We start from the raw sequence: 387 nt of genomic DNA on the forward strand, positions 1-387 counted from the left end.
GACCCGCAAGATCGACGTCAACGCCCAGGGCGAGATCCTCGCCCTGAAGACCACCATCAACACCATGGTCGACCAGCTCTCCTCCTTCGCCTCCGAGGTGAGCCGGGTCGCCCGCGAGGTCGGCTCCGAGGGCCAGCTCGGCGGCCAGGCGCAGGTGCCCGGCGTCTCGGGCACCTGGAAGGACCTCACCGACAACGTCAACGTGATGGCCAACAACCTGACCACCCAGGTGCGTCAGATCGCCGCGGTGTCCACGGCGGTGGCCCAGGGCAACCTGTCCAAGAAGATCACCGCCGACGCCCAGGGGGAGATCCTCCAACTCAAGGACACCCTCAACACCATGGTCGACCAGCTGTCGATGTTCGCCGACGCCAACAACCTGACCTA

Annotated in this window: 1 protein-coding gene; it reads left to right on the forward strand. The window is 65.9% G+C overall.

Annotation, left to right across the window (positions count from 1 at the left end):
• Window positions 1-387 (forward strand): HAMP domain-containing protein (locus IG98_RS46285; RefSeq protein WP_037973090.1); only part of this gene is annotated, 387 nt, incomplete at both ends.

Source organism: Streptosporangium amethystogenes, from assembly GCF_000721075.1.
Classification (GTDB): domain Bacteria; phylum Actinomycetota; class Actinomycetes; order Streptosporangiales; family Streptosporangiaceae; genus Streptosporangium; species Streptosporangium amethystogenes.